Here is a 21,644-nt window from a genome sequence, read left to right as displayed (position 1 = left end):
GCGCTGATGGCCGCCGCCGCCCGCCAGCGCCGGGAGGTGTTCCCCTCCCGGCAGGCGGCGCTGGCCCGCTACGCGACCAGGCCGCCGCTGCGCGAGCTCACCGCCGGCGCCCTCGCCGCCTACGTCGAGCACGGCTTCGAAGACCTTCCCGACGGCACCGTGCGGCTACGCTGCCGGGCCGAGCAGGAGGCCCGCTTCTTCGAGGCCAGCGGCCGCATCACCTGGGCGACGGTGGCGAAGGCGGCGCTTCCCACCGTCGTCGCCACCGGTGAACAGTCCGATTCGGAGCTGATCCCCGCGGCCCCCGGGCTGGCCGCGGCGCTGCCGGCCGCCCGGCACGTCTCCTATGGTCATCTCGGCCACTTCGGCCCGCTGCAGGACGCCGTCAGCGTCGGCCGGGACATCCTGGTGCACACCGCCGCCCGCCGGCCCGACCACCGCCCGCCGGCCCGGCCACCGCCCGCCGGCCCGATCACCGCCCACTGACCCGGCCAGACCATCGCCCGCGGCCGAACACGCCGCGGCGGGATCCGCCCGCCCGATGTGGGAGATCCGGATCCCGCCGCGGCGGGGCGCTCAGACGTGGGCGACGGCGTTGCCCGCGTTCTCGCCGGGGCGGATGAACAGCGCCAGCACCATCGCGACCCCGGACAGCGCGGCGCCGATCACCATGGCGACGTGCAGTCCGCTCATGAACGCGGCGTGGCTGCCGGCCTCGATCGCGCCCTGCAGGTTCTCGGGCGCACCGGTGGCCGGGGGCACCAGGCCCTGGCCGACGAGCTCCTTGGCCTGGGCGAGCTTGCCGGCCTGCTCCGCCGGCACCCCGGCCCCGACCAGCCGGTCGACCAGCACCGACCCGACCCGGCTGGCGAGCACGGAGCCGAGCACCGCGGTGCCGAGCACACCGCCGAGCTGCGTCGCCGTTGACTGCAGCCCGCCGGCGACGCCGGAGTCCTCGATCGGCGCGTTGCCGATGATCGCATCCGACGCGGCGGTGATGGTCAGTCCGACGCCGACGCCGATGGCGACGAACGGCGGCCACAGCAGGTTGAAGGACGAGTCGGGCTCGAGCTGGGTCAGCACGACGAAGGACGCGAGGAGCAGCGCCATTCCGATGGCGATGGGCAGCCGCGGACCGAAGCGGCCGTTGAGGACGGCGCCCAGCGGGCTCGAGACCATGAACACCGCCGACAGCGGCAGGGTGCGCACGCCGGCCTGGATGGCGGAGTATCCGTGCACGTTCTGCAGGTAGAGGGTGAGGAAGAACAGCACCCCGAACATCGCGAAGAAGGTCAGCGTGACGATGAGCGCGCTGAGGCTGAGTGAGCGGTTGCGGAACAGGCGCATCGGCAGCAGCGGCGCGCGGACCCGGGTCTCGATGACCACGAACAGCACGAGCAGCACGACGGCGGCGACCAGGAAGCCGATCGTTTTGCCGGAGCCCCAGCCCCAACCCTGCGCCTTGATCATTCCAAAGACGAGCGCGAACAGGCCGCCGCCCAGGGTGAGCAGGCCGGGGGCGTCGAAGCGCTGGGAACCCGACTCGTCGCGGCTCTCGGCGAGCACGAGCAGGCCGACGATCAGCGCGATCGCGCCCACCGGGACGTTGATGTAGAAGACCGACTCCCACGACACGTGTTCGACGAGCAGGCCGCCGATGATCGGCCCGCCCGCGATCGAGATCGCCGAGGCGCCGCCCCAGATCCCGATGGCCGAGTTCAGCTTCTCCGGAGGGAAGGCCGAGCGCAGGATCGCCAGCGTGTTCGGCATGAGCAGCGCGCCGGCCACACCCTGCAGCGTCCGGAAGATGATCACGCCTTCGATCGAGCCGACGAGGCCGACCGCGAGCGACGTCAGGGCGAACCCGACCACGCCGATCAGGAAGATCAGCCGCCGGCCGAACCGGTCGCCGAGCTTGCCCGCGGGGATGAGCAGCACCGCGAGCGCCAGCAGGTAGGCGTTGGTGACCCACTGCAGGTCCGAGAGTGACGCGTGCAGATCTTCGGCGATCTTCGGGTTCGCGATGGACACGACCGTGCCGTCGAGACCCACCATGATCACACCGAGCGCGACGCTGACGAGTGTGAACCACGGATGACCCCGCCTGCTGGTGCCACCGGCGGCCGAGTCGCCTCCGTCGGCGGTGCGCCGCGGTGAGTGCGCCGCGTCCGTAGCTGTCGCCATGTCCTGTTCCCCTCCACCTCGGCCGATGTCGATCGGCTTCCCTGACATTGAATGCCATAGTGGCAGTACTGCCAAACAGTCAGAGATGACAATCACGTCCGTCCCGCGGTATGATCACGCCGTGACGACGCAGACCGGGGAGGCTCCGCCCGCGGTCGCGACCGGGGTCGGCGACGGTGGAGCCGAGCAGACGCGAGCCGAACGGCGGCGTGCGCGTATCCGCGCGACGATCGCGGACACGGCCCTGCGGCTGTTCATGTCGCGCGGCTACGACGCGACGACGGTCGAGGATGTGGCCGCCGCGGTGGACCTGAGCCCGCGCACGGTGTTCCGCTACTTCCCGTTCAAGGAGGACATGCTCCGCGAGGCCGTGCATTTCGAGCTGACCGAGCTCATCGCGGCGCTGCGGGACCGGCCGGCGCACGAGCATCCCGCCGACGCCCTCGGTCGGGCGACGGTGTACATGTGGTCGCGCATGGACAAGGACCCCGAGGAGGTCCGCACCCTGCTGCGGCTCATCTCCGAGCTCCCCCGCATGCGGGGCCTGCTCGTCGAGGCGTCCCGCTCCGGCCAGAACGCGCTGGCCGAGGCGCTCGCGCCCCGCCTCGGCCGGCCCGCGGCGGACCTGTCCACCCAGGTGGCGACCGGCTGCGCCCTGGCGGCTCTCAACATCGTCCTGGAGACCTGGGCGGCGATGCCCGCCGGCACCGATCTCGCCCCCCTGATCAACAGCGCGATGGCCGGCGTGAAGGCCGGCCCGCTGAGCCCCCTGCGGCCAACCGATCACTGCGGTTGACACCCGTACCCGCGCGGCCTGCACTCGAAGGACAGGGCGTCCGCCGGACGGCGGTCGCCCGCCACAGCAGGCGCACGCGGCGGGAGGCTGCTCTCCGATGACGACACTGCACCCGAACTCGATCCTCGACGGCCCGGCGGACCACATCCCCGACGAGACCGACCTGATCGAGGCGGCGATGCGCTGGCACTTCGACCCGCGCACCGGTTCGCGCTTCTGGCTGGACCAGGCCGACACCCTCGGTTTCGACCCGCGCGAGGACATCCACACCGTCGACGACCTCGCCAGATTCCCCAACATCGTCGACCGGCTGCGGTACGTGCCCGCCGGGGACCTGATCCCCCGCGGCTACGCGGGGCAGGACGACGCGGTGTACGGCGTCTACGACTCCGGCGGCACCACCGGCCCGCCGAAGCGCGTGGTCTTCATGACCGACTGGATGCAACGCCTGCTGGTCCACACCGACCAGGAGATGGACGAGCGGGACTACCCGCGCCGGGTCGACTGGCTCGCCCTGGCGCCGGGCGGGCCGCACATGTTCGGCGCGTTCGTCCGCGAGTCGGTCCGCCGGCGCGGCCGGTTGGGCTTCACCGTCGACCTCGATCCCCGCTGGGTGAAGAAGTGCATCGCGACCGGCCGGGGCGATCAGGCCGAGCAGTACGCCGACCACATCGTCGCGCAGGCCCGCGCCGTCCTGGAGTCGCAGGACATCGGTGTACTGATCACCACGCCGCCGCTGCTGGAACGGCTGGTCCGCGACGAGGAGCTGCACAAGCTGATCGCCGACCGGGTCCAGGTCATCGAGTGGGGCGGTGCGCACCTCGACCCGGACACCCGGTACCTGCTGCGCACGGAGGTCTTCCCGCACAACCGGATGGTCGGCCGGTACGGCAGCACGATGATCCTCGCGAGTGCCATCGAACGCGACGGGCTCGCCCCGGACGCCCCCTGCGTCTTCGACTCGTTCTCCCCGTATGTCACGTTCCGCGTGGTCGACCCGGAGACCGGCGAACCGGTGCCCTACGGCAGCCGCGGCCGCGTCGTGATGAACCACGTCAGCAAGTCGGCGCTGCTGCCCAACAATCTCGAGCGCGACGAGGCGACCCGGATCGAAGCGCCACCCGGGCGGCCCGGCGACTCGGTGGCCGACGTCGCACCGGTCGCCATGTTCGGCGACTCCCCGGTGATCGAGGGGGTGTACTGATGGCCGCCAGGAGCCCGTCCACCGCGCCACCCGCGGGCAACCGGGCCGAACCCGCGGGCAACCGGGCCGAGCTGATCGAACTCGACGCGCTGGGCCCCGCAGGCCCCTACCGATCCCGCAACCGGCTGCCGATCACCGACCTGGCCGGCGTCCCGCTCGCCGAGCTGAGCCTGGTGCCGTCGCTGTACGTGCATCGCGCCATCGCCGCGTTGCGGGCCGCCGAACCGCTGCCGGCCGCGGACCGGCTCGCCGCACTCACCCGAGCCGGAGAGGCGTTCACGACCGAGACCATCGGCGGGCTGAGCGTCGACGCCTACGCGCACGCGGTCAGCCGGATCTCGGGGATGCCGATCCAGATCGTGCGCCACGCCACCGAGACGACTCGGCGGGCACTGCTCGACGCCGGCCGCGATGCGCGCCAAGCCCGGCCCATGGCCAGCGTCGACGACTGGCACGACCCGGCCACCCGGGGCGGACGGGCGGTGTGGACGCGGCGCGGGGAGGTCTTCGCGGTGCACGCCTCCGGTAACCATCCCGGCGTGCATGCCCTGTGGCCGCAGGCGCTGGCGCTGGGATACCGGGTCGCGGTGCGGCCGTCGCGGCGGGAGCCGCTCACCGCGCACCGGCTGATCACCGCGCTGCGCGCGGCCGGTTTCGGCCCCGACCAGGTCGCCTACCTGCCCACCGACCACACCGTCGCAGACGAGATCATCTCCGCCGCCGACCTGTCCATGGTCTACGGCGGGGACGACGTGGTCGCCAAGTACGGCGCGGACCCCACGGTGCTCGTCCAGGGGCCCGGCCGATCGAAGATCCTGCTCGCCGGCGAGAACTGGCACCAACACCTCGACACCCTGGTCGACTCCATCGGCGACGAGGGCGGGACGGCCTGCGTCAACGCGACGGCGGTGTTCACCGACAGCGACCCGGGCGGCCTCGCCGCGGCCCTCGCCGAACGGCTCGCCGCCATCCCGACCCTGCCGCCCGAGGACGACCGGGCGGTGCTGCCCTGCCAGCCGACCAAGCAGGCCGCGGCGCTGGAACGCTTCCTGCTCGACCACGCGGCAGGTACGACGCCCCACCTCGGTGGCACCGGGATCACCGACCCGGTGGCCGGCGGCGGCGTCGCGCTACGCCCGGCGGTGTTCCAGGTGGACCGGGCCGACGCGGCCCAGACCGGCATCGAACTCGGCTTCCCCTGCGTGTGGGTCGCCCCCTGGTCGCCCGCCGACGGGATCGGCCCGCTGCGGAACTCCCTCGTCCTCACCGCCCTCACCCACGACGAGCGCCTCCTCGACCAGCTCGTCGACGATCCGACGATCCGCAACGTCTACGTCGGCGACCACCCCACCTACTGGATGCGACCCGACGTCCCCCACGACGGCTACCTCGGCGAGTTCCTCATGCGCACCAAGACCGTCCTGCGGGACTGAGCCCGGCGTTAGCATGGGCTACCTCCAGAGTCGTCGCTGATTTTCGTCGTCGATCCCTCGTCACCTGTTACGACGATCCGTGACGACTAGAGGTGACCGATGGACGACCAAGCCTTGCTGGCCGAGGAGTTCGACCAGGTCCGCGGACGGCTGCGGGCTATCGCGGCCCGGATTCTCGGCTCGACCGACGAGGCCGATGACGCGGTTCAGGAGTCATGGCTGCGAGCCAGCCGGGCCGGTGCCGCCTCGGTCGCGAACGTGCCGGCCTGGCTGACCACGATCGTGAGCCGCGTCTGCCTTGACCTGCTGCGCGCGCGCCAACGTCGACGAGAGGAACCCATCGACCCGACCAGCCTCGAGCCGGTCATGGCCGACGCCGCCACTGATCCGGAGCAGGCGGCCATGACGGCCGACGCGGTCGGACTGGCATTGCTTGCCGTTCTCGACCGGCTCAGTCCGGCCGAGCGGGTGGCCTTCGTACTGCACGATCTGTTCGCCGTGCCGTTTGATGAGATCGCCGGGATCGTCGGCAGGTCCACGACAACCACCAAGAAGCTGGCCAGCCGGGCCCGTCACCGAGTGCATGGCGGCACCGACGACCTGCAGGTCGTCGACCTTGCCCGGCAGCGGGCGGTCGTGACCGCCTTCCTCAGCGCCTCCCGCGCCGGCGACCTCGACGCCCTGCTCGCGGTGCTGGCGCCGGACGTGGTCCGCCGAGCCGACGCCCTGGCTGTGGCCCCGGGCACGCCGGCCGAGGTACGGGGTGCCCGGGCCGTCGCCGAGGAGACCCGCGCCAACATGGACCGGGCGCGGCTGGCCCGGCCCGCGCTGGTGGACGGCACGGTGGGTGCGGTCGTTGCACCGCACGGGATGGTGATGGTTGTGCTGCGGATCACGACGGTCGGCGACCGCGTCACCGCAATCGAGGTCATCGGCGATCCTGCTCGGCTGCGACGGATCAGGCTCGGCGGTCTTTTGGATCATGTCAGGGGCGACGACACCACCGCACAGGAGGACCCGAGGATTGGCGACGCGGACCGTCCGGACGGGCACGGACCTCAGACCCCTGCAGATCAGCGGGGCCGGCCCTGACTCCGTCGGTCACCTCCGCCCCGCCTGGGTCGTCATGAAGGTAGCGACGACCCCCGGCGTCCAGTGGATGCCAGGACGAATGACCGGAGGACATGACCATGGACGCTCCCACCCGAGGCCTCCCGCCCGCGCCGAATCCGCGGCGCCATGCGGCGCCGCATGGCGATTCACCGTCGGTACGCGTCGCGATCGTCTACCACAGCGGCTTCGGCCACACGGCTCGGCAGGCCCAGGCGGTGCGGGCGGGAGTGCGCCGCGTACCGAACGTCGAGGCGCTGTTGGTGGATGTCGAGCAGGCTCCAGCACATTGGGAGGACCTGGCCGCCGCGGCGGCCATCATCTTCGGTACGCCGACGTACATGGCCGGTGTCTCCGCGGCCTTCAAGGCGTTCCAGGAGGCGACCTCACATGCGGTCATGGCCCAGGGCCACACCTGGCAGGACAAGATTGCCGCCGGTTTCACGAACTCGGGCGCCAGGGCCGGAGACAAGCTTGCCACCCTGTTCCAGCTCGCGCTGTTCGCCGCGCAGCACGGTATGCACTGGGTCAACCTCGGCCTACCGCCGGCGAACAACTCGACGTCGGGGTCGGAGGCCGAACTCAACCGGCTCGGCTTTTGGCTGGGAGCAGGGGCCCAGTCGAACGTCGACGAGGGGCCGGACGCCGCGCCGCCCGAAGCCGACCTGCGCACAGCCGAGCATCTCGGTCGCCGCGTGGCCGAGACAGCGCTGCGCTTCGAACGGGGCCGGGGCCACCCCACAGCCAACCAACCGAGCACGGCTAGGCCGGTGTCCGCGTCGGCCCCCGTCCCGAGGGCGACGTAGTGTCCGCCGGGGAGGCGTGGATCATCTATGTTCCCGCACCCAAAAGCGTCTCGGAGATAGCACACACCGGCTGCGATCCGACCTCCCGCATGACCGATATCTCGGGATGTTCCTCGAGCGGCCGGTCGAGCTGGTGCGGCGCGGCGCCGAGGCGGGCGTCGAATGCCGCATCGCACACCGCCACCAGCCCCGGATGGGCCACCGAGGAGCCGTCGAACCCGTCGTCGGCCTCCCGCCGCATGTCCTGGCGGACCTGGTCGAGCGCGCGGGCGTTGACCTCGGGGTCCCGGCTGGGGATGAACGCCGCCATGCCGCCGATCGCGTGGGCGCCGCGGCGGTGGCAGGTCCGCACGAGCAGCCCGGTGTAGGCCCGCATGAACGGCACCGTCATCGTCACCTGGGCGCGGTCCGGCAGCACGAACGCCTCCCCGCGGGCCCCGAGGGCCTTGATGATGCTGAACACGTAGTCCCAGCGGCCGGCGTTCAGGCCGGCGCAGTGCTCGCGCAGCTCGTAGAGGATCTCCTCCATCTCGAAGGCGGCGGGGATCGTCTCGATGAGCACGGTCGCCCGGATCGTGCCCCGCGGGAGGCCGAGGCGCTGCTGGGCGAGGACGAACACGTCGTTCCACAGCCGGGCCTCGCGATGACCCTCCAGCTTCGGCAGGTAGAAGTACGGTCCGCTGCCCCGATCGAGCTGGCGGCGGGCGCAGTGGAAGAAGTACAGGCCGAAGTCGACCAGGCTCGCCGACATCGGTCGGCCGTCGATGAGCAGGTGGTGCTCGCTGAGATGCCAGCCCCGCGGCCGGACGACGATCGTCGCCGGGTCCGGCCCGACCCGGTAACGCCTGCCGGCCGGCGTGGTGAAGTCGAGCCGGTCCTCGAGCGCGTCGAGCAGGTTGAGCTGGCCGGCGATCACGTTGAACCAGGTCGGCGCGGTGGCGTCTTCGAAGTCCGCCAGCCACACCTGGGCCCCGGAGTTCAGCGCGTTGACCGTCATCGTCCGCTCGGTCGGCCCGGTGATCTCCACCCGCCGGTCGACCAGGCCCGGCGCCGCGCCCGCGACCCGCCACGATGCGTCGGCGCGAATGGCCGCGGTCTCGGGCAGGAAGTCGAGGCTGGCCGCCCCGGAGGCGAGCAGGAGGTGCCGCTCGCGCCGGGCTGCGAGCAGCCCGGCCCACCGCGCGGCGAAGGCGGTGTCGAGCGCGATGAGGAATTCCAGCGCCTCCGGCGTCAGGATTTCCCGGAAACGCTCCCGAGGTTCACCGGGCTCGCCGATGACCTCGATCCGACCGCCACGCGGTGCCGGCATGTCAGTGCCCCGCGCCGGCACCGGTCGCGGTGAACTGCGCCTCCTCGGTGGAGCCGCGCAGCGCGATGGTGTCACTCGCCGGGTTGATGGCGGTGCTCACCAGGTCAAAGTAGCCGGTGCCGACCTCGCGCTGGTGACGGGTGGCGGTGTAGCCGTCGGCCTCGCTGGCGAACTCGCGCTCCTGCAGGTCGACATAGGCGGTCATGCCCTCGCGGGCATAGCCGTGGGCGAGGGAGAACATCGAATGGTTCAGCGCATGGAATCCGGCCAGGGTGATGAACTGGAACTTGTAGCCCATGTGGCCGAGTTCGCGCTGGAACTTCGCGATGGTGGCGTCGTCGAGATGCGCCCGCCAGTTGAACGACGGCGAGCAGTTGTAGGCGAGCATCTGGTCCGGGTACTGCGCCTTGATCGCCTCGGCGAACTCGCGGGCGATCTCCAGGTCCGGCGTGGAGGTCTCCATCCACAGCAGGTCGGCGTGGGGGGCGTAGGCCAGGCCTCGGGCGATGCACGGCTCGATGCCGTCACGCACCCGGTAGAAGCCTTCGGCGGTGCGCTCGCCGGTGACGAACGGCAGGTCCCGCTCGTCGACGTCGCTGGTGATGAGAGTCGCCGCCTGCGCGTCGGTCCGAGCGACGATCACCGAGGGCACGTCGGCGACGTCGGCAGCCAGGCGTGCGGCGTTGAGGGTGCGGATGTGCTGGCCGGTGGGGATGAGCACCTTGCCGCCGAGGTGGCCGCACTTCTTCTCCGAGGCGAGCTGGTCCTCCCAGTGCACCCCGGCGGCACCGGCCGTGATCATCGCGCCCATCAGCTCGAAGGCGTTGAGGACGCCGCCGAACCCGGCCTCGGCGTCGGCGACGATCGGCACCAGCCAGTCGGGGGCATCGGCGACACCCTCGGCCCAGGTGATCTGGTCGGCGCGCAGCAGCGCGTTGTTGATCCGGCGGACCACCGCCGGGACCGAGTTCGCCGGGTAGAGGCTCTGGTCCGGGTAGGTCTGGCCGGACAGGTTCGCGTCCGCGGCGACCTGCCAGCCGGACAGGTAGATGGCCTTGAGTCCGGCCTTGACCTGCTGGACGGCCTGGTTGCCGGTCAGCGCGCCGAGCGCGTGGACGTAGTCGGTGTCGTGCAGGAGCCCCCACAGCTTCTCCGCGCCGCGGCGCGCCAGCGTGTGCTCCTCGAGCACACTGCCGCGCAGCTTGATGACCTCGCCGGCGCCGTAGGTGCGCTCGATGCCCGCCCACCGCGGGTCCGTCGCCCACCGGCCGGCCAGCTCCTCGGCCGCCTGCGCGACACCGTTCGCCGGCGTGGTCGCCGCAGTCGTCGTCACCGTCGTCTTCGTCTCGGCCATGTCGATCTCTCCCTGCCCCCGACTCGGAATAGCGCGAATCACCTTGCTCTTCGAAGCTGTCACAGCGATTCGGACCGGTCGAGTGGCCCAACGAGCCAAGTGTTGCGAATCTTCTGAGCCGGGATTGCAAATCTTGCAAATGGACCGTTGGCAGAAGGTCGGCTATCCTCCCCACAGGGAGGAGCGGATGCAGAAGACTTTTGTCGGGACCCGGCTGCGGGAACTGCGCGAGGAACGGGCCATGAGCCAGGTCGAGCTGGCGCGCCTGCTCGGCATCTCGCCCAGCTATCTCAACCAGATCGAGCACAACTCGCGGCCACTCACCGTTCCGGTCCTGTTGCGCATCACTGAGGCGTTCGGCGTGGACGCCGGTTTCTTCGCCGCGCACGACGTGACCCGGCTGATCGCGGAGGTCCGGGAGGTGCTCTCCGACGGCACGATCGGCCTGAAGGTGCCAGCCACCGACGCCGCCCAGCTCGCCGAGCAGTTGCCGCAGACCGCGCACGCGCTGATCACCCTGCACCGCCGCTACCGGCAGGCCAACGAGCGCCTGGCCGCGCTCACCGGCGCCCGCGGGCCGGAGCCGGTCGGGCCGGCGCCGGCGCCGATGCCGGACGAGGAGGTCCGGGACTTCTTCTACCAGCGCCAGAACTACGTCGGCGAGCTCGACGAGGCCGCCGAGCGGCTCGCCGGCCAGATCGGCCTCACCCGCGGCCGGGTCCACGCGGTGCTGGTCGAGCGGCTGGCCTACCACGGCGTTCGCGTGCACAGCCGCGAGCCCGGCCCGGACCTCGCCGGGCCGCGCGACGACGGCCGCGAGCTCGACCATGAACTCGACGTCGACGTGCTGCACCACTTCGACCCGCAGACCCGGGTGCTGACCCTGTCGAGCCATCTGCGGCCCGGACAACGGGCGTTCCGGATGGCACTGCAGCTCGCCTTCACCGAGTTCGACGACCTGGTCACCCGGCTCACCGATGAGGGAATGCTCTCCGGCCCCCCGGCCCGGACGCTGACGCGGATCGGCCTGGCGAACTACTTCGCCGCCGCCCTCATCCTGCCCTACGATGTGTTCCACACCACGTCCGAGCGGTTCCGCTACGACATCGAACGGCTCTCCGAGCATTTCGGCATGGGCTTCGAGACGATCTGCCACCGGCTGAGCACCCTGCAGCGCCCCCGGGCTCGGGGCGTCCCCTTCTCCTTCATCCGGGTGGATCGCGCGGGCAACATGTCAAAGCGCCAGTCGGCCACCGGATTCCATTTCTCCCGCGCCGGCGGAACGTGCCCACTGTGGAATGTGTACGAGGCGCTCGCCGCCCCCGGAAAGATTCACACCCAGATTGCCACCATGCCGGACGGGCGCAGTTACTTCTGGATTGCCCGTACCGTCAGTCGGGGCTATGGCCGATTTGGCCGCCCAGGTAAGACGTTCGCCATCGGTCTCGGCTGCGAACTGCGCCATGCCAGCCGTCTGGTGTATTCCATCGGGCTCAACCTCGACGATCCAGCGGCCGCGGTGCCGATCGGAATCGGCTGCAAGGTGTGCGAGCGCGTCGGCTGCGCGCAGCGGGCCTTCCCGCAGATCGGCCGCAGCCTGGCCCTCGACGAGAACCGCGGCACCTTCGCCCCCTACCCGGCCGACATCAACTCCTGACCCGGACGGGCCGGCGCCGGCATGCGAGACTGGCCCCTCACGGGATCAGTTGCATCGGCCCAGTTCAACGCGGCATTCCATCGCTGTGGACCGGTCTGAGCCCGGTGCCCGCGGAGAGGTGGAGGTATGCCGACGGATTCCGGTGAATCCGATCGCGCCGGCCCCCCGGGGCACGCCGGCCCCCCGGGGCACGCCGGCCCGTTGGGGCACGCCGGCCCGTTGGGGCACGTGATCGTGGCCGGGCTCAGCGCGATGGGGCTGCGCCTCGCCGAGCAGTTGCAGGCCTCCGGCGTCGCGGTGGTCGCGGTCGACGACCGGCTCACCGCCGTCGCGCGCCGCCGGCTGGAACGGTGCGGGGTCCGCGTCCTGCTCGAAAGTCCGCACGTGGTCGAGGTGCTGCGCGAGGCCGGCATCACCGCAGCGCTCGCCGTGGTGATCTGCCACGAGGCCGATCTCGACAATCTGGAGACGGCGCTGCTCGCCGCCGACGTCGCCCCCGCCGTCCGGCTGGTCGTCAGCATCGACAACCCGCAGCTCGGCGACCAGCTCGCCGACGCTCTCCCCCAGGTCCGGGTGTTGAACCTGGCGGAACTCGCCGGGCCGAGCTTCGTCGAGGCGTGCGTGCGCTCCGACGTCACCCATGCCTTCACGATGGACGCCCGCGCCGACGCCGAGGTGTTCGCCGTCATCGAGGAGGAGATCACCGGCCGGGGCGCCTTCCGGGCCCGCTACGGCGACCTCACCCCGATCGCGTTGCGCCGCGCCGACGCCCGACACGCCGAAATGCTCCCGCCGCGGGACACCCCGCTGCGGCCGGGTGACCGGCTGACCGTCCTCGGTCGCCTCGCCGAGTTCGACGAGCGCGGGATGACCGTCTCCGGCCTGCACGACGCGCGCCTGTTCGCGACCCTCGGCGCCGGCACCGCCGAACGCGGTGGCGCGTCCCGGGCCCGGCGCGGCACGACCGCGCGGCTACGGGAATTCCTGTCCATAATCCGCGGGGAGCTGGACCGGCCCTTCCGGCTGGCCCTCGTCGCCGTCGCCGCGATCCTGCTGGTCAGCACGGTGGTGCTGTCGCTGACCTACACCGACCACAACCAGGCCGCGCCGCCCGACTTCGGCCCGCTCGACGCCCTCTACCTCACCGTCGAAACGATGGTCACGGTGGGCTACGGCGACTTCAACTTCGGCGCCGCCGACGAGTGGCTGCAGGTCTTCGGCATCGGGCTGATGCTGTCCGGCGCGCTGTCCATCGCGGTCGTCTATGCCTTCATCACGAACGTGATCATCAGCCGTCGGCTCGAACGCGCGCTGGGCCGCGGCCGGGCCGGGGCGGTGCGCGGGCACGTCATCCTGTCCGGCCTCGGCTCGGTCGGGGTCGCGACGATGGACGGCCTGGTCCGCACCGGCCGCCAGGTGGTGGTCATCGAACGGGACGAGAACAACCGGTACCTGCCCGTGGCCCGCGAACACGGGGTTCCGGTGATCATCGGGGATGCGACGGTGCGGTCCACCCTGCTGGAGGCCGGCCTCGCCCACGCGACCACGGTCGCCGCTTTGACCAGCGACGGGGTGGCGAACCTGGAGACGGTGCTGTCCGCCCGGGAGGCGCACGGCGAACTTCGTGGCGCCCGCACGGCCAGGGAGGCGGCGCGGCGCTCCGGCGGTCGCTCCTACGGCCGCTCCTACGGCCGGGTCCGGTCGCCCGAGGCTCAGCCACGCCAAGCCGGCCTGCGGGTCGTTCTGCGGATCTTCGACACGACGATGGCCGACGAGGTCGAGCGCCGGTTCGGCATCCACACCGCCCGCAGCGCCTCGGCGCTGGCCACCCCGTACTTCGTCGGGGCCGCCCTCGGCTACGACGTGCTGAGCACGTTCTACGTGGAGCGCACCCCGTTCCTCGTCGCCCGGATGACCGTCCACGCCGGCGGGGCGCTCGTCGGCCCGACCCTGCGGGAGCTGTCCACCGGCACCCGCGTCCTCGCCGTCACCACCGCCACCACCGCCACCGGCGGAAGCTGTGACGACGAGAACGGCGGCGGCGACGGACAGGCGGCAGGGAAGCCGGACTACCGGCCCGGCCGGCACACCCGGCTGCGGCCGGGCGACGAGCTGCTCGTCGTCGGCCCCGTCACCCAGATCGTCGACATGGTTCGGCGCAACCAGCATGTCGACGACCCGGCGCGGCACCCTCCGGCACCGACACGGGCCTCCGCGACGGCGACGCGAAGCGAGTCCGACCGCTCCGCCGACCCCGCCGGAAACTGACATGTTCAGGGCCAACTCGCTCTCGGAGGATCGGCCGCCGACTCAAGCCATGGTGATCTTGGTGTGCCGCGGAACCGTGCCACGTGTCCGGGCGAATCCCCGACCCGTGCCGATCTCCATCCGGACCCGAGGCGGCACGCCGATCGAGAGGAAGCCGGGGCGAATCACGGGCTTTCCATCCGTAGTCCCCACGGGCAGGGTTCTCCACGGCTACGAGGCCGTCGTCTCGCGAGGGGATCCCCAGAATTCATGAAGGACCAGGTCCACGGCTGCCTGCTGGGCGGCGCGTTGGGAGACGCGCTCGGCGCCGGCATCGAGTTCCAGTCGCTGGCCGACATCCGACGCGAACACAGGCCGGCGGGCGTTACCGGGCCGACGCAGGCGTATGGGGTTCGTGCCCCGCTGACGGACGACACGCAGATGGGAGGCAGGCGATGTGGGGGGCATTCGTGCACGGTCGCGCCGAGCACTGTCGTCAGGCCGGTCATGTGGTCGTGGCCGGGGTGGTGAACGTGCAGCAGACGGTGTCGGTGGACGGGTTTCCTCTCGCCTGCACGCCGGTGTCGCCGGCCACCCTCGTCGGGGACGATCCGGCGGGGCTGGTGATCCGCTCCGAGCTGCGGCGCCTCGGCCTGCTCGGCGAGGACGGCTCGGGCCGGGGCGCCGGGGTCCTGCCGACGGCGCACAGCGCGATGTCCGCCGTCCTGGTCGATCCGCATGGGACCCGGCAGGTGCACACCGATCTCGCCGGCCTCGCCATGGCCCGCTACCCGCCGCCCGTGTTCGACGACCTGCGGCGTTCGTCGCGTATCGGCTGTTCGACAGGGGCAGCGGTGCGGCCCGGATCCGCATTACGCTCCCCCACGGCGGCGCTCGACGCCGACGAAGATCCGCGGGGACCGGGACGGCCACACGGAACGGGGCAGCCGCAGGGGGGACTATGACGGCGAGGACGATTCCGATCCGTTTCACCGACGATGCCGGGGTGATCGACATCGCCGAGTCGCTGTCGGCCCTCAAGGGGGACGGGCGCCACCTGTGGCTCGCCGGCGACGAGACGATCACCATCGAGCGGGCGGCGCTGTCGCCGGCCGGGGACGGCTTCGTCGACCATGTCAGCTTCTCGATCGCGGACTTCCTCCCCCTGCCGGAGCCGCCGGAGCCGGACGGCAGCCAGCTCGAGATCGACATCGAGGGCATCGACCGGCACGGCGGCTATCTCTGGTTCGTCGGCTCGCACGCCCGGACCCGCAAGCGGGTCAGGCCGCACCACGCCACCGAGCAGGCGCTGGCCCGGCTGGCGAAGGTGAGCAGCAACGCCAACCGCTACCTGCTCGGCCGCATCCCGGTGGTGGAGATCGACGGTGCGCCGACGCTTGTCGCAAGCGCCCCGGCGCCGGCCTCGCCGAACGGGGAGAAGCTCACCGCGGCCGCGCTCGGCCTGTCCAAGCAGAACCGGCTGACCCGGGCGCTGCGGGACGACGAGCACCTCGGCCTGTTCCTGAAGATCCCGAGCAAGGACAACGGCCTGGACATCGAGGGTCTCGCGGTCGTCGGTGAACGGATCTACCTGGGGTTGCGCGGCCCGGTGCTGCGCGGCTGGGCAGTCGTGCTGGAGCTGCGCCTGACCGAGGGCGACGGCCAGGACCTGTTGCTCGCCCCAATCGGCGGCGACGGCGACGGACGCCGCTACCGTAAGCATTTTCTCGACCTCGACGGGCTCGGCGTGCGCGACATCCTCGCCCACGGCGACGATCTGCTGCTGCTCGCGGGCCCGACGATGGACCTCGACGGGCCGGTACGGATCTACCGCTGGCGGGGCGCCGCGCACGCCCGCACGAGCGTCGTCGTCACCGACGAGGCGATCGAACGGGTGCTGGAGCTGCCCGTCGGGATTGGCGACGACCACCCGGAGGGCATCGCGCTGATGCCCGGCGAACCGTCGGCGTTGCTGGTGGTGCACGACAGCCCGGCACCGCGGCGGCGCTGGCATCGTCACGAGATCCTCGCGGACATCGTCCCGCTGCCGGGCTGCTGAACCAGCCCGAGCCACTGAACCAGCAGAAAGCCGAGACCGACTACAGTTCGCTCCCCCGGGAATCGCGCAACATGTTCAGGGGTCGGACGGACTACCCGGCTCCCGCGGATCACGGCAAGATCTACCCACAGCATCACCTTCCGTCCTGCTCACCGCCCTGCCTGAGGTACGCGCGTGTCTGACGAGATCGACCTAGCCGCCGTCACCACCTGCACGGAATTCGGCCGTGCGCTGACAGTCGCCCGGGAGCGGGCGGGGCTCAGCGTGCGTGACGTCGCCCGGCGGGTGGACGTCCCGGCCAGCACGGTCGGCGGCTACTTCGGCGGCGCCCACCTGCCGGGGCTGAAGCCGGCGAACCTCGTCGAGGACATGCTGCGCGCCTGCGGGGTGGCCGATCCCGCCGAGCTGCGCCGCTGGGTCGAGACCTGGAGCCGGATCCGACGCTCCCGCCGGGGCTCCAGCGACGACGAGCGGGGCGCAGCCGGTGGCGGGTGGGGCCCCGGCGCCGTCCCCGGCCGGCGGCCCGGCCCGGGCGGGGACGCCGGCGGACAGTCGGCGGACGGCGGTCCCCGGCGGGCGCCCCTCGACCAGGCCCGCGGCGGCGAGATCGCGGCGGCACTGACGATCGCGCCACCGGTGGCGCTACTGGATCGGCTGCCGGCGGTGCGCGGCCGCGGCGAGCTTCTCGCCCTGCTGACCGGCCAGCTGCCCGCCGCCGAAAGGCAGCGCGCCGGGAGTGACACCATCGGCTCGAGCGGCAGTAGCCGGGTCCGCAGCCGAATGCACGTGCTGCATGGTCTCGGCGGGATCGGCAAGTCCACCGTCGCCCTCGCCCTCGCCGCGACCGCGCTCGACCGCGGCGTGCGGACCTGGTGGATCAGCGCCACCCGCCCCGGCGCGGTGCCCGCGGCGATGGAGGCGCTCGCCGTCGAGCTCGGTGCCACCCATCATCAGCTGCGCCGGGCAAGCCTGCCCGACCTGGTGTGGCGCCGGCTTGCCGCCCTCGACCAGCCGTGGTTGCTGGTCATCGACAACGCCGACGATCCGGCCGGTGATCTGGGTCTACCTGGCGGCGACGTGCTCGACGGCACCGGTTGGCTGCGTCCGCTCACCCGACCGCGGGGGATGGTCGTGGTGACCACCCGCGACAGTGCGGACTGGTCGCGCGGCATGGCCGGCGGCCGGACCCCGCCCTGGATACGCCTGCACCGGCTGACTCCCCTCGCCGACCCCGACGCCGGGCAGGCGCTGCGCGACCTGGCGGGCGACGCCCCGGGATCCGCGCAGGCCGCGGAGAGCCTCGGCCGCCGCCTCGGCGGGCTACCGCTGGCGCTCTCGCTGGCCGGCCAGTTCCTCGCCGAGGCGTGGCGGATGCCGCCGGGCTTCGGCGGTTCGACCATCCCCCGGTCCTATCCGGCGTACGAGCGATCCCTACGCACGAGCGGGCCCTGGTCGCTGCTACCGGACTTCGCCGGCGCGGACCCCCGGGCGCAGGCGCCCGGGCGCCGCCGAGAGCGCGAACTCGTCGGGCCGACCTGGGAGCGCTCACTGAGCCTGCTCGCCGCCCGCGGGCAGGACCGGGCCCAGCCGCTGCTGACCCTGCTCGCCTGCCTCGGCGGCGATCCGATTCCCGTCGACGTGCTCCTCAACGCCGAGGTGCTCACCGCCTCGCCCCTGTTCCCCAACCTGCGGGCAGCCGAACTCTGGGGGTTGGTGCGGGCCCTCGCCGGCCACGGGCTGATCGAGCACTCCCCGACTGCGGCGGGGGGCGCGGATGTGGCGCACCAGATCAGGCTGCATCCCCTGGTGCGGGACAGCTTCGGCCGGGCCGCGCACATCTCCGGTCGGCTCGAGGACTACCTGGAGACGATCACCGCGCTGCTGGTCCACGCGACCCGCCGGCACGACCCACGCGACCCTGGGACCTGGCCGGCCTGGTCGATGCTCGCCGGGCACGCGGACGCGGGCCTGATGATGCTGCAAGCGCGACGTCAGTGGGGGCTGGCGGAGCTGACCGAGGGCCGGCTGCCGCCGGAGCTGCTCGTTCCCGCGACGCTCGCCGCCCGTTTCCTGCGCGCGACCGGCCGCCTCACCGAGGCCGCCGCGGCGTACGAGGCCGTGCTGGTCACCGGCCGGCGACTGTTCGGCGACGATCACGCCGACGTGCTGTCCGCCGCCCATGACCTGTACCGGGTGCGCGCCGCGCAGGGCCGGGCCCGCGACGCGGAGAAAGGCCTGCGGACCGTCCTCGACGACCGGGCCCGCGTCCTCGGCCCGGACCATCCCGACACCCTGACGACGCAGCACTACCTGGGCCGCACCCTGCGCGAGGCGGGCCGCCACCGCGAGGCGCTCGGCTGGTTCACCCGGACGCTCGCCAGCCGGGAACGGGTCCTCGGCCACCGCCACCGCGACACCCTCACCACCCGCAACAACGTCGCCGACGTGCTCGTCGAGCAGCGGCAGTGGGACGCGGCGGAGCAGCTGCTGAGCGCCGTGTGGACGGACCGGGTCGGCACACTCGGGCCCGAGCATCCCGCGACCCTGGTGACGCTGCACCACCTGGCCCGGCTCGATCATCGCCGCGGCGAGCACGCCCGCGGCGCGCGGACGGCCGCCGAGCTGGTGACGGCCTGCCGGCGCGTCCTGGGCCCCGATCATCCCCGCACGCTGGCGGCGGTCTGCCTGCACGGCGAACTCGAACAGGAGCTTGACCGGCTCCCCGTGGCGCGCGCCGACCTGGCGGACGCGCACCGGCGCAGCCTGGTCGTGCTCGGCCCGGAACACGGAACCACGCAACGGCTTGCGCGGCTCGCCGGCCGTCCGCCGTCATCCTGACCCGGCCCGTCCGGCCTGCAGTCGCAGCGGCAGGCCGACCACCCAGCCGCCGACGGCGGGCAGCAGGGCCCACAACGGCAGCCCGGCTGGCTCGGTCAGCAGCCAGGCGACGCTCACCAGCTGGCAGGCAAGCAGGTTCGCCAGGACGAAGCCGCCGCCGTGGGGGCGAGGGGACCGGATCGGGTCGAGGCCGGGGGCGCCCGAGCGAATCAGCCGGACCAGCCCGGCGGTGGCGACCAGCGCGGCGAGGACGGCCGCCGCCGCGGCGAGCCCGCGCCCGGCCAGGGACGCATGGCCGCCGGGTGGGCCGGGCGTCACCGGGGCGACCACGACCGGCCCTCCCGGTACAACCGGCGCGATGGCGGCGCCCGCCGGGTCGGCGGCGAGGGCGAGACCGCCCGTCGCGGACACGGCGATGACGATCCCGATCTGCGCGGTGAGCACGATCGCCGTGTACCGCCGGGGGAAGACGAAGCCGCGGGGTCGGCGCAGGTGCACGCCGGTCGCCAGTGCCGGAGTCCGCCCCCCGCAGACCCGATCCGTGGGCAGATTACGCAGATCGTCGACCGTCCAGTCGGTGACGAGCGCCGCGAGGCCGAATCCCGCGGTGAGCACGAGTACGCCGACGCCCACCTTGCCCCCGGCGGCGGCAACACCCAACGGCAGTCCTCCCGCGGCCGTGGCCGCGACCAGCAGGCAAGGTAACGGTGGCCCGCCCCCCATCCGACGCCGCGACAAGATCAGCCAGGCCCGCAGGCCGACGAGGGCCACGAAGCCGATTCGGGCGGGTAGGGACGCCGCCCACAGCCAGCCGCCACCCGCCACCGCCAACCCGGTCAGCACCGCCCATCCGGCGACCCAGCCGGGCGCGACCCTGCCCTGGACGAGGGGGCTGCGCTGGCGCGCCGGGTTGATCCGGTCGACGTCGACACCGACGACCGCGTCGAGCAGGCGGCCGTACACCGACAGCAGCGCCCCGGCGAGGCCGAGCAGCAGCACCGCCCTGACCTGGGGATCAGTCAGCGCGAGGCCGCCGACGGCGAACGGGACCGCGTCCGCCGACGCCGCTTCCGGCTGGGTCAGAGCACGGGCGTCCGCCAGGCGTCCGGCCGCGGGCCGATACCACCGCGCAGCCCCTGCCCGGCCCGCCGGCTGTCCAGCGGCACGGCTTTCCATCCGACCTCACGATCGTTTTCTCGCGGCCCCCGAGCACTGCGCTCACGGACGATTGCAGCCTGTCGAGAAAAGCTCATTCGAGGCGCCGAGAAAAGGAGGTCGGGCATGACCGTACAAGGTCGTACAGGAAGCGGCGAGTACGCGATGTAACACTCTGAGCGTGCCGATCGGAAGTGCCGGCGAACCAATCCGTATTGCCGTAAGATTACCGCTACGGTGCGCCGCCGACCGCCGACCGCCGACCGGGCGCCGGGTTCGGGGCCTGCCGGCGAGGAAAGCATCGGCCTCGCGGCAATGCCCGACCCGGACCGCACACCGGAAGATCTGCGACAACGGCTCGGCTTCACCAGGCGAGCGCTGACGGCCACGAAGGCGCATTGTCGCGGGCGAGCGGGATTTGAGCGGGCCCGCGCCGGGGCGGCCTTGCGGCAACGGCGGCCGACGGCCGCCGGAGCGGGCCTCCCCCCGATGGTAGGTCCGCTCCGGCGGCGAGCCGAGGGTGCGGTCGTCGATCAGCCACCCCCGTCGACCACGGAGGTGCAGATCATGCGGCTGCGGCGGCCGCAACCCGTCGGCGGCTCTCAGATAACCGCGTGTCGGACTAACCGGAAAGACCTCGAGGGCAAATCCGTACAACCTCGTACGCGATGGTCCGAGGTACGAACGACAGTTCGGGCCGACGGGTAAGCAACCCGCCCACCCGCGGACGCGTCGTATGCGGCGGGCGAGAAAGTACCGCGCGACCGCACGAATGGTTGCGCTTCCGTTGCGCTACCGTTGCGTCGGGTTCCCGTCGTCGTCTCCTATTACCGGAACATCGGTCCGCGGCCGAGTCCGCGGGCAGCGTCGAAACGGTTCGGCCGGCGGTCGCCGGCGGCAACCGGGTTTCCGGGCGCGGTATTCTCGGCACGTTACCCGCCAGTCGGCGCGCGCAGCCCGCTCATCGCCGCGGAGGCAATCCGCAATCCGCAAACATGTGTTCCCAGGAGTCATGGTGTCTTCCCGTTGGCTGGATGAGCCACTGCAGACCGAGCTTGACGACGCCGCCGTGACCGCGCTGCGGCACTGGTGCTCCCAGACCGAAATCACCTTTCGGCTGGTCCGCCGGCTCACCGGTGGCCGATCCGCCGCCATGGTCGCCGCCGTCCTGGCGGACGATCCCCATGAGGGCGCCCGCCAACTGATCATGAAGCTGGATCGTTCGCCGGGCACCGCGCAGGACCCTCAACCCGGCGAGTTCGCCCACCACAAGCGGGCGTTGGCCGAGGCCCCGGACTTCGCCCGCCGCCACCTCACCGAGCCCGTCCACCAGCCCATCCCGGTCGGCGACGGGCGCTGGTTCGTCTTCCAGCGGGTGGCCGGCGGCAGCCTGCGCGACCCGATCACCCTGCACACGCTGCTGGACGCCGTCGTGCATCCGCCTCGCCCGGCGCGCGGCTCGGCGGCGTCGGCCCGCCCCCGGGGCCCGCAG

General features: G+C 72.3%; 15 protein-coding genes and 2 pseudogenes. 13 read left to right on the top strand and 4 right to left on the bottom strand.

All coding sequences use genetic code 11. The annotated features are described in order from the left end of the window. Positions 1–486 (top strand): annotated as a pseudogene (locus NBZ83_RS16110) (alpha/beta fold hydrolase); the annotation flags it as partial. Positions 487–576: 90 nt separating this feature from the next. Here NBZ83_RS16110 and NBZ83_RS16105 read toward each other — a convergent pair. Beyond that, on the bottom strand, positions 577–2,184 hold the full coding sequence (locus NBZ83_RS16105; protein WP_261569513.1) for an MFS transporter: 1,608 nt from the start codon (positions 2,182–2,184) through the stop codon (positions 577–579). A 121-nt stretch (positions 2,185–2,305) separates the two neighbouring features. Here NBZ83_RS16105 and NBZ83_RS16100 point away from each other — a divergent pair, with 121 nt between their 5' ends. The 5 genes from NBZ83_RS16100 to NBZ83_RS16080 all read left to right on the top strand — a co-directional run bounded on the left by NBZ83_RS16100 (position 2,306) and on the right by NBZ83_RS16080 (position 7,533). After that, on the top strand, positions 2,306–2,980 hold the full coding sequence (locus NBZ83_RS16100) for a TetR/AcrR family transcriptional regulator (protein ID WP_261569514.1): 675 nt from the start codon (positions 2,306–2,308) through the stop codon (positions 2,978–2,980). Between the two features lie 97 nt (positions 2,981–3,077). After that, positions 3,078–4,184, top strand: coding sequence for an acyl-CoA synthetase family protein (locus NBZ83_RS16095; RefSeq protein ID WP_261569515.1), 1,107 nt, complete (start codon positions 3,078–3,080; stop codon positions 4,182–4,184). After that, positions 4,184–5,617 (top strand): aldehyde dehydrogenase family protein, encoded by a 1,434-nt coding sequence (locus NBZ83_RS16090; protein WP_261569516.1) that lies wholly within the window; start codon positions 4,184–4,186, stop codon positions 5,615–5,617. The genes NBZ83_RS16095 and NBZ83_RS16090 overlap by 1 nt, the downstream gene beginning before the upstream one ends. Before the next feature lie 99 nt (positions 5,618–5,716). Continuing rightward, complete coding sequence (locus NBZ83_RS16085) at positions 5,717–6,709, top strand: sigma-70 family RNA polymerase sigma factor (RefSeq protein ID WP_261569517.1); 993 nt, start codon at positions 5,717–5,719, stop codon at positions 6,707–6,709. Between the two features lie 98 nt (positions 6,710–6,807). Beyond that, positions 6,808–7,533, top strand: coding sequence for a flavodoxin family protein (locus NBZ83_RS16080; protein ID WP_261569518.1), 726 nt, complete (start codon positions 6,808–6,810; stop codon positions 7,531–7,533). Positions 7,534–7,558: 25 nt separating this feature from the next. On the opposite strand, the gene NBZ83_RS16075 is transcribed toward NBZ83_RS16080, so the two are convergent. Both NBZ83_RS16075 and aceA read right to left on the bottom strand, forming a co-directional pair. Continuing rightward, entirely contained in the window at positions 7,559–8,842 is a 1,284-nt protein-coding gene (locus tag NBZ83_RS16075; protein ID WP_498041057.1) for a malate synthase, read from the bottom strand. Between the two features lies 1 nt (position 8,843). Next, positions 8,844–10,196 (bottom strand): isocitrate lyase, encoded by a 1,353-nt coding sequence (gene aceA, locus NBZ83_RS16070; RefSeq protein WP_261575308.1) that lies wholly within the window; start codon positions 10,194–10,196, stop codon positions 8,844–8,846. A gap of 187 nt (positions 10,197–10,383) precedes the next feature. Here aceA and NBZ83_RS16065 point away from each other — a divergent pair, with 187 nt between their 5' ends. The 6 genes from NBZ83_RS16065 to NBZ83_RS33370 all read left to right on the top strand — a co-directional run bounded on the left by NBZ83_RS16065 (position 10,384) and on the right by NBZ83_RS33370 (position 18,997). Continuing rightward, positions 10,384–11,853, top strand: coding sequence for a short-chain fatty acyl-CoA regulator family protein (locus NBZ83_RS16065; RefSeq protein WP_261569520.1), 1,470 nt, complete (start codon positions 10,384–10,386; stop codon positions 11,851–11,853). Between the two features lie 126 nt (positions 11,854–11,979). Then, entirely contained in the window at positions 11,980–14,121 is a 2,142-nt protein-coding gene (locus tag NBZ83_RS16060; protein WP_261575307.1) for an NAD-binding protein, read from the top strand. A gap of 249 nt (positions 14,122–14,370) precedes the next feature. Beyond that, positions 14,371–14,631 carry an ADP-ribosylglycohydrolase family protein gene (locus tag NBZ83_RS16055; RefSeq protein ID WP_261575306.1) on the top strand — a complete coding sequence of 87 codons (261 nt, stop codon included), beginning with the start codon at positions 14,371–14,373 and terminating at the stop codon, positions 14,629–14,631. Next, positions 14,556–15,065, top strand: a complete 510-nt coding sequence (locus tag NBZ83_RS16050; protein ID WP_261575309.1) for a hypothetical protein — start codon at positions 14,556–14,558, stop codon at positions 15,063–15,065. Before NBZ83_RS16055 ends, NBZ83_RS16050 begins: the two co-directional genes overlap by 76 nt. Then, a complete protein-coding gene (locus NBZ83_RS16045; RefSeq protein WP_261575305.1) occupies positions 15,062–16,159 on the top strand; it encodes a DUF3616 domain-containing protein in 1,098 nt (365 codons plus the stop codon). The genes NBZ83_RS16050 and NBZ83_RS16045 overlap by 4 nt, the downstream gene beginning before the upstream one ends. 174 nt (positions 16,160–16,333) lie before the next feature. Further along, positions 16,334–18,997: a tetratricopeptide repeat protein gene (locus NBZ83_RS33370; protein WP_261575304.1), complete on the top strand. Its 2,664-nt coding sequence runs from the start codon at positions 16,334–16,336 to the stop codon at positions 18,995–18,997. Here the strand turns inward: NBZ83_RS33370 and NBZ83_RS16035 are convergent. Continuing rightward, positions 18,989–20,173: a UbiA family prenyltransferase gene (locus NBZ83_RS16035; protein ID WP_261569525.1), complete on the bottom strand. Its 1,185-nt coding sequence runs from the start codon at positions 20,171–20,173 to the stop codon at positions 18,989–18,991. The two genes, NBZ83_RS33370 and NBZ83_RS16035, sit on opposite strands and share 9 nt — an antisense overlap. A gap of 991 nt (positions 20,174–21,164) precedes the next feature. Here NBZ83_RS16035 and NBZ83_RS16030 point away from each other — a divergent pair. Next, positions 21,165–21,644: pseudogene (locus tag NBZ83_RS16030) on the top strand (toll/interleukin-1 receptor domain-containing protein); the annotation flags it as partial.

This window comes from Frankia gtarii (assembly GCF_025403375.1).
GTDB classification, from domain to species: domain Bacteria; phylum Actinomycetota; class Actinomycetes; order Frankiales; family Frankiaceae; genus Frankia; species Frankia gtarii.
The sequence above is the reverse complement of the archived record's forward strand: the minus strand, read 5'-3'. Positions and strand labels throughout refer to the sequence as shown.

Excerpts from the sequence above, each read along its gene's own strand:
- NBZ83_RS16105 (WP_261569513.1), bottom strand. The coding sequence starts at position 2,184 with ATGGCGACAGCTACGGACGCGGCGCACTCACCGCGGCGCACCGCCGAC.
- NBZ83_RS16095 (WP_261569515.1), top strand. The coding sequence starts at position 3,078 with ATGACGACACTGCACCCGAACTCGATCCTCGACGGCCCGGCGGACCAC.
- NBZ83_RS16090 (WP_261569516.1), top strand. The coding sequence starts at position 4,184 with ATGGCCGCCAGGAGCCCGTCCACCGCGCCACCCGCGGGCAACCGGGCC.
- NBZ83_RS16085 (WP_261569517.1), top strand. The coding sequence starts at position 5,717 with ATGGACGACCAAGCCTTGCTGGCCGAGGAGTTCGACCAGGTCCGCGGA.
- NBZ83_RS16080 (WP_261569518.1), top strand. The coding sequence starts at position 6,808 with ATGGACGCTCCCACCCGAGGCCTCCCGCCCGCGCCGAATCCGCGGCGC.
- NBZ83_RS16075 (WP_498041057.1), bottom strand. The coding sequence starts at position 8,842 with ATGCCGGCACCGCGTGGCGGTCGGATCGAGGTCATCGGCGAGCCCGGT.
- aceA (WP_261575308.1), bottom strand. The coding sequence starts at position 10,196 with ATGGCCGAGACGAAGACGACGGTGACGACGACTGCGGCGACCACGCCG.
- NBZ83_RS16065 (WP_261569520.1), top strand. The coding sequence starts at position 10,384 with ATGCAGAAGACTTTTGTCGGGACCCGGCTGCGGGAACTGCGCGAGGAA.
- NBZ83_RS16060 (WP_261575307.1), top strand. The coding sequence starts at position 11,980 with ATGCCGACGGATTCCGGTGAATCCGATCGCGCCGGCCCCCCGGGGCAC.
- NBZ83_RS16055 (WP_261575306.1), top strand. The coding sequence starts at position 14,371 with ATGAAGGACCAGGTCCACGGCTGCCTGCTGGGCGGCGCGTTGGGAGAC.
- NBZ83_RS16050 (WP_261575309.1), top strand. The coding sequence starts at position 14,556 with ATGTGGGGGGCATTCGTGCACGGTCGCGCCGAGCACTGTCGTCAGGCC.
- NBZ83_RS16045 (WP_261575305.1), top strand. The coding sequence starts at position 15,062 with ATGACGGCGAGGACGATTCCGATCCGTTTCACCGACGATGCCGGGGTG.
- NBZ83_RS16035 (WP_261569525.1), bottom strand. The coding sequence starts at position 20,173 with ATGGAAAGCCGTGCCGCTGGACAGCCGGCGGGCCGGGCAGGGGCTGCG.